General features: G+C 57.8%; 7 protein-coding genes. 4 read left to right on the top strand and 3 right to left on the bottom strand.

The features are described from left to right. On the top strand, window positions 1-1,224 hold a 1,224-nt coding region (locus M0974_RS02420; protein WP_297832237.1), incomplete at its 5' end, for a methyl-accepting chemotaxis protein. A 4-nt stretch (window positions 1,225-1,228) separates the two neighbouring features. Here the strand turns inward: M0974_RS02420 and M0974_RS02415 are convergent. Then, a complete protein-coding gene (locus M0974_RS02415) occupies window positions 1,229-2,119 on the bottom strand; it encodes an NAD(P)-dependent oxidoreductase (protein WP_297832246.1) in 891 nt (296 codons plus the stop codon). A gap of 126 nt (window positions 2,120-2,245) precedes the next feature. Between M0974_RS02415 and M0974_RS02410 the strand changes: the two genes are divergently transcribed. Both M0974_RS02410 and M0974_RS02405 read left to right on the top strand, forming a co-directional pair. Further along, window positions 2,246-2,890: a LysE family translocator gene (locus M0974_RS02410; protein ID WP_297832235.1), complete on the top strand. Its 645-nt coding sequence runs from the start codon at window positions 2,246-2,248 to the stop codon at window positions 2,888-2,890. A 71-nt stretch (window positions 2,891-2,961) separates the two neighbouring features. Continuing rightward, window positions 2,962-3,267: a PepSY domain-containing protein gene (locus M0974_RS02405; RefSeq protein WP_297832232.1), complete on the top strand. Its 306-nt coding sequence runs from the start codon at window positions 2,962-2,964 to the stop codon at window positions 3,265-3,267. 287 nt (window positions 3,268-3,554) lie between these two features. Here M0974_RS02405 and M0974_RS02400 read toward each other — a convergent pair whose 3' ends face one another. Together M0974_RS02400 and M0974_RS02395 are read right to left on the bottom strand one after the other, a co-directional pair. Beyond that, on the bottom strand, window positions 3,555-4,649 hold the full coding sequence (locus tag M0974_RS02400; RefSeq protein ID WP_297832243.1) for a PQQ-dependent sugar dehydrogenase: 1,095 nt from the start codon (window positions 4,647-4,649) through the stop codon (window positions 3,555-3,557). Between the two features lie 96 nt (window positions 4,650-4,745). Then, window positions 4,746-5,027 (bottom strand): hypothetical protein, encoded by a 282-nt coding sequence (locus M0974_RS02395; RefSeq protein ID WP_297832239.1) that lies wholly within the window; start codon window positions 5,025-5,027, stop codon window positions 4,746-4,748. A 154-nt stretch (window positions 5,028-5,181) separates the two neighbouring features. On the opposite strand from M0974_RS02395, the gene M0974_RS02390 reads away from it, so the two are divergent. Then, on the top strand, window positions 5,182-6,021 hold an 840-nt coding region (locus M0974_RS02390; protein WP_297832229.1), incomplete at its 3' end, for a DNA alkylation repair protein.

Raw genomic sequence — 6,021 nt, 5'->3', positions numbered from 1 at the left:
CGTTGGGGCATGATGTGCGAAGCTGACCTGGAAGAAGTCTACCGGCGTCGGTCGTTGAGCTACGGGCTTATGAAGCCTTATCTGGCGACCATGGGCGGCCTGTTCGCCTGCAACTACCTGGTTCAGCATTACAGCGGCCTAAGCCAGGATCAGATTGATATTGTCCAGGTCCTGAGCATGGTGGTAACTGCCCTGCTGTTTTCCTCATTCGGGCCAAAACGTCTGGCGGCGCGCCTCAGTGAAATGACCGACGTTATCCGCACGATCGCCGAAGGCGAAGGCAACCTGCGCCAGCGCTTGAGCACCGACAAAATGGCCAATGACGAAACCGGCGACATGGGCCGTTGGATCAATAGCTTCATCGACCACCTCGATTCGGTGGTGGGCCAAGTGATTCATGCGTCTCGCAGCATGGGTAAAACCAATGAGCTGATGCTCGGCAGCAGTCAGGAAGCCGGCTTCACGTCCAGCGAAGTGACCGATGCGGTGAATCGCATGATGGTGATCGTCGACGGTCAGTTGGGCGAAATCGATCAGGCTTCGTTGACTGCCGAGCAGAAGAAGCGCGCCATGGATGACGTTGTTCGTCGCGCCCGTGAACAGTTCGAGTCGGTCCGCGTCGGGACTCAGTCCATCCGCGATGTGGTGGAACGTTCGGCGTCCAGTGTGCAGTCGCTGGACAACCGGATGGGGCAAATCAGCAACATCGTCGGCCTGATTACTAACATCACTAACCAGACCAATTTGCTGGCACTCAACGCGGCCATCGAAGCTGCCAGGGCCGGTGAGCATGGCCGTGGTTTTGCGGTGGTGGCCGACGAAGTGCGCAGCCTTGCGATCCGTACCGCCAGTGCTGCCGACGACATCAAACACATGGTCGAAGGCCTGCAAAGCGAAACTCAACAAGCGGTGGCGTTTATGGAGAGCGGCGTGCAAGACGTCGACAACCACTTACGTGCCACACAAGACGCCTCTTCTGAAAATGCCCAGTTGCATCAAGAAGTGGAAAGCATGATCAACATTATTCAGCAGCTCAGCGACCGAAGCCTGGACTACGGCAAAACCATAAAACGCGTGGACCTGGCCTCGGGCGAAATGCGCGAGACCGTTGTGGTGTTGCAGAACAGCGCGGAAATCGTGCGACTCAACGCCAACAAACTGCAAAAACTGGTCGGACAGTTTGAGGTCAGCAGTGGCCAGACGAAATCCGCGCTAGCGTCGTAGTGGTTTAGCCACGCTTGGCCCTGCGTTCGGCGACCTGGCCCAGCACGGCCAAGTCCATGTGGCCCTCGTCGTGCGCTTGGGCGTCCAGCAGGCTTTCATGGACCAACTGCGCCATGGGCAATGCCACCGACACCCGCTCTGCTGCGGCCAGCGCCAAGCCGACATCTTTAAGGCCCAATGAGGCCTTAAAGGCGGCGGGTTCGTAGCGGCGCTCGGCGATCAGCGCGCCGTAGCCTTGGTAGACCGGCCCCGGAAAAATACTGTTGGATATCAAGTCGATCAACTGCGCCGACTCGATACCGTATGCGCCAACCAACACCGCCGCCTCGCCCATGGATTCGATGGCCGACGCGAGCATGAAATTAACCGCGAGCTTCATCACGTTGGCACTTGAGGCCTGCTCACCCAGGGGCCAGGTCTTGCGTCCAATGAGGTCGAACAACGGCTGGACCTGCGCGATAGCCGCTGCCGGACCGGCAGCCAGAATATTCAGGTTGGCGCTGGCGGCTACGTCGGGACGCCCCATCACGGGTGCGGCGATATAGGCGACACCTTGGGCCTGGTGCAATCCCGCGAGTTCCTGCGCGAAGGCCACTGCAATGGTCGCCATGTTGACGTGAATCAACGGCGCTTTGAGGGTTTTCAGCAGACCTGAGTCCAGCAATACCGAGCGTAGCGCTTGATCATCGGCGAGCATGCTGAACACCACATCGACATCGAACGCCTGCTGCGGATCAGTCGCCGCTTTTGCCCCAAGCGCCACTAGTTTTTGCACTGGCGCTGGCGAGCGATTCCAGACCAGCAGTTCATGGCCGCCTTTCAACAGGTTGCTGGCCATGGCCTGGCCCATGTTGCCGAGTCCAACAAATCCGACTTTCATGCGTCTGTTCTCCAGTTGAAAAATGGGGAGTGGTGTTTCGGGAGGACCACAATAAGCCCATCACGAATAAATTCGGTGAGGTCAGGGTTTGACCCTGCCGTGTGGATTAAACTCCCCCGCGACCTTTCAAGGAATGCCGGTATGACTCTTTCGCTGCTGTTAGCTGTTCTTGCCTCAGGCTTTATCTATGGCATCACCCCCGGCCCCGGCGTATTGGCGGTGTTCGGCATCGGTGCAGCCCAAGGGCGGCGAGCGGGGGCCGCGTTTCTCAGCGGACACCTGCTGGGTGATGTGGTCTGGTGCAGTACGGCATTGGTCGCGATTGTCGGTGCCAGGGTCATCGGCAGTACCGCGTTTGATGTGCTTGGGGTGTTGAGCGGGCTGTACCTGTTCTGGCTTGGGATGCGTGCCATTCGCGCCAAACGCAGCAGTGGCGATCAGCCTCAAGGCGTCGCCCGGCAACCATTTTGGCATGGCGTGACCTTCGGTCTGACCAACCCCAAGGCATACCCGGTGGCGGTGGCGACCTTTACGGCGCTGATTTCTACCCGTGCCGAGTTGCTGGACTGGTCGATGCTACCGGCGATGATAGTGCTGAGTTTCATCGGTGGTATCGCGGCGTACGCCATCGTTGTCGCGATTGTCGGCGCGCGGCATGTACGGGCGTTGTATGTGCGTCACGAGGTGGCCATTACGCGTATCTGCGGCGTTATGTTCATTGGCTTTGCGATAAACGCGCTGGTGCACGCAGTGCCTGGTTTACTGCCACGCTTCTCTGCACGCTGAATTAAGGGTGGGTTAAGCAAGGGTGGTTAAGGTGGCGGCAACCCAACAGGTAAAGCCCAAGGAAACCGCTGATGAAAACCATGAACGCTGTATTCGCGACCCTCGCTTTGACCGCCATCGCTGGCTTCGCCCAAGCCGACGTAGGCCCCGACGAAGCGGTCCGTTTACTCAAAGCCGGCACCGTGATGGATTTCGAAGCGTTGAATAAAGCGGCGCTGCTCAAACATCCGGGCACGACTATCCACAGCACCGAGCTTGAAAACTCCTACGGCCGGTACATCTACAAGACCGAACTGCGCGACGCCAAAGGCGTTGAATGGGACGTAGACCTGGATGCCAAAACCGGTGAAGTGCTCAAGGACAAGCAAGATAGTTGAGTGATCGTTTGCCGGTAAAAAACTGGATATCAGTGAGATATCTAATGTGGGCTGATCTGGCAGACCGTGTCGCGTCCTTCGCAAGCTTTGTGGATTGCCCCAAATCCGGCGGCATGCTGAGATTCGGTGGGACCGAACTTGTTCGGGAAGCAGACGACCCGGTTTATCAGACATACCGCGGCGCTACCTATCGCGAACAAGTTCGCACCCACCGGGATCTGTGGATTGCCCTCAAACATAGAATCTCCCACAGAGGCGGTGGTATTGGCGGTGGTTTGCGCAGGCAGCTACTCCAATCCCACCTTTAACAACGCCCCATCCTGCTCGTCGGTCAGCACATACAAATACCCGTCAGGGCCCATTCTTACGTCACGAATCCGTGCTTTCAATTCGCCCAGCAGGCGCTCTTCATGAACGACCTTATCGCCGTCGAATTGCAGGCGGATTAACTGCTGCGCGCCTAATGCGCCGATGAACAGGTTGTGATCCCAAGCCTTGAAATGGTCAGAATCATAGAACGCCATGCCGCTGACGGCAGGGGACACCTCCCAGACATGCTTGGGCGCCACAGTGCCTTCGGCGACCTTGCCTTTAGCCTCGGAAATCGGCTGCCCGGAATAATCGACGCCATGGGTTGCGAGTGGCCAACCGTAGTTTTTCCCGCGCTCGATCACGTTCACTTCATCCCCGCCTTTTGGCCCATGCTCATGGGTCCACAACGTACCGGTCCATGGGTTCAGCGCCGCGCCTTGTGGATTGCGGTGGCCATAAGACCAAATTTCTGGCCGCACGCCTGCCTGTCCAAGAAACGGGTTATCGTCCGGCACTCGGCCATCAGGGAAGATCCTCACGACCTTGCCTTGCAGCTTGTCCAGATCCTGCGCCGTCGGACGGTTGTTGTTTTCACCCAAGGTGATGAACAGGTAACCGTCACGGTCGAACACCAGCCGCGAGCCAAAATGGTTGCCTGTGGATAACTTGGGCTCTTGGCGGAAGATCACTTTGAAGTCATCCAGCGAGGTCATGTCTTTCGACAGACGACCACGGCCAACCGCAGTGCCCGCAGTCCCGCCTTCACCACCCCCTTCGGCATATGACAAATAGACCAATCGGTCATTGCTGAAATCAGGCGACAGGACCACATCAAGCAAACCGCCCTGCCCCTGCGCCCAGACTTTGGGCACACCCGAAAGCGGTTTGGAAAGCTTGCCATCAAAGGAAACAATACGCAGGTTACCCGGCCGCTCAGTGACCAGCATCCCCTGTCGACTCGGCAAGAACGCCAGCGCCCAAGGATGATTCAGGCCTTTAGTCACTTGATCGACACTGACCGTACCCAGCTCGCTGTCGAGCCTCTGGGTCGGCCCGGCGGACGCGCTCATCGAGAGCCCGAGCAAGGCGCCTGTACACGCGGCGGCGATCAATGTTTTACGCATAAAAAAAACAGTTGGACGAAAAGTACGCAGCATGAGCAATTCCTATCTATTCAGGCCCCTGTCCGGGGTACTCGAAGGCGGCTGTGGTGCGGGCTGGCGATTTTGACTGCCGTTGCCAATCCCACCGTTTTCCAGGGTTGGCGGCCGAGGATTGGTCTGTGGATTGCTGCGATTGGACGGAATACTGGACTCTGTACCCTGCCGACTATTAGGGTTGGCGCGGCGGGTCGGGCTGTTGTAAGGATTATTGCTGAACGTGCTGTTGCGGTCAGGAGTGCCGCCTGGGTCATTGGCGTCTGCTTGGGCCACACTGACCATCGCCATACCCAACACCGCGCTCAGCATCAAGGTTGCGGTACATCGCTTAATACTCTTCATCACCTACCTTCTGTTAGAAATGGTAACGACAACTTTTTGATAACAATTGCCGCGTGAAGTTGCGGCACCCAGTACATCAACGCCGAGAACCTTCGAATTTATGAGCAATCAACCCGAACAGGCCGCCCCGGCGCTGAAGGAAATTTTCAACGCTGCGCGCCTGCAACACATCGCCGAAGAAACGGCTGCGGTGTACTCGGCATTCGACGTCGCAGCGTTTATGCAACGGGCATCTGAAGGTCTGGATGCGCTGTCGGTGATGCAGCGTTTAAACCGCGTCAGCCAGTGCCTGCACGCCGGCCTGCCAGCCGATTACCCGCAAGCGCTACACATCCTCAAGCAGCTGGCACCGCGTTTGAACAGCGGTTTTGTCAGCATGATTTTGCCCGAGTACGTCGCCTTGTACGGCCAGGAGGACTTTGAACTATCCATAGCGGCGCTAAAGTATTTCACCGGATTTGGCTCGTCGGAATTCGCCATTCGGCACTTCTTGCGCCTGGATTTTCAACGCGCATTGAAATTGATGCAGAAAATGTCCAAGGACCCCGATGAGCACGTTAGACGCTTGGCCAGTGAAGGCAGCCGGCCGCGCCTGCCATGGTCGTTTCGTCTTGAAACGCTCACCGTCGACCCATCGCCAGTGCTGCCAATCCTCAACAACTTGAAAGCGGACGACAGCCTGTATGTGCGTAAATCAGTGGCCAACCACCTCAACGACATTACCAAAGACAACCCCGAGTGGGTGCTTGATCTCGTCGAAAGCTGGTCATTGGAAGACCCGCGTACGGCCTGGGTTGCGCGCCACGCGTTACGCTCGCTGATCAAAAAAGGCGACCGTCGCGCGCTGACCATCATGGGGGCCGGGGCAAAGGCGCAGGTGCGGGTCGAAGCCCTGAGCATGACGCCGCAAGCGGTCAGTCTGGGCGACCGGGTCAACCTG

This window comes from Pseudomonas sp., from assembly GCF_026224925.1.
In the GTDB taxonomy this organism is placed as follows: domain Bacteria; phylum Pseudomonadota; class Gammaproteobacteria; order Pseudomonadales; family Pseudomonadaceae; genus Aquipseudomonas.
Note: the sequence above shows the minus strand (reverse complement) of the source record. Positions and strands in the feature narration are given on the sequence as shown.

Coding starts and splice junctions, on each gene's coding strand:
- M0974_RS02410 (WP_297832235.1), top strand. CDS start 2,246: ATGACTCTTTCGCTGCTGTTAGCTGTTCTTGCCTCAGGCTTTATCTAT.
- M0974_RS02405 (WP_297832232.1), top strand. CDS start 2,962: ATGAAAACCATGAACGCTGTATTCGCGACCCTCGCTTTGACCGCCATC.
- M0974_RS02400 (WP_297832243.1), bottom strand. CDS start 4,649: ATGAGCGCGTCCGCCGGGCCGACCCAGAGGCTCGACAGCGAGCTGGGT.
- M0974_RS02395 (WP_297832239.1), bottom strand. CDS start 5,027: ATGGCGATGGTCAGTGTGGCCCAAGCAGACGCCAATGACCCAGGCGGC.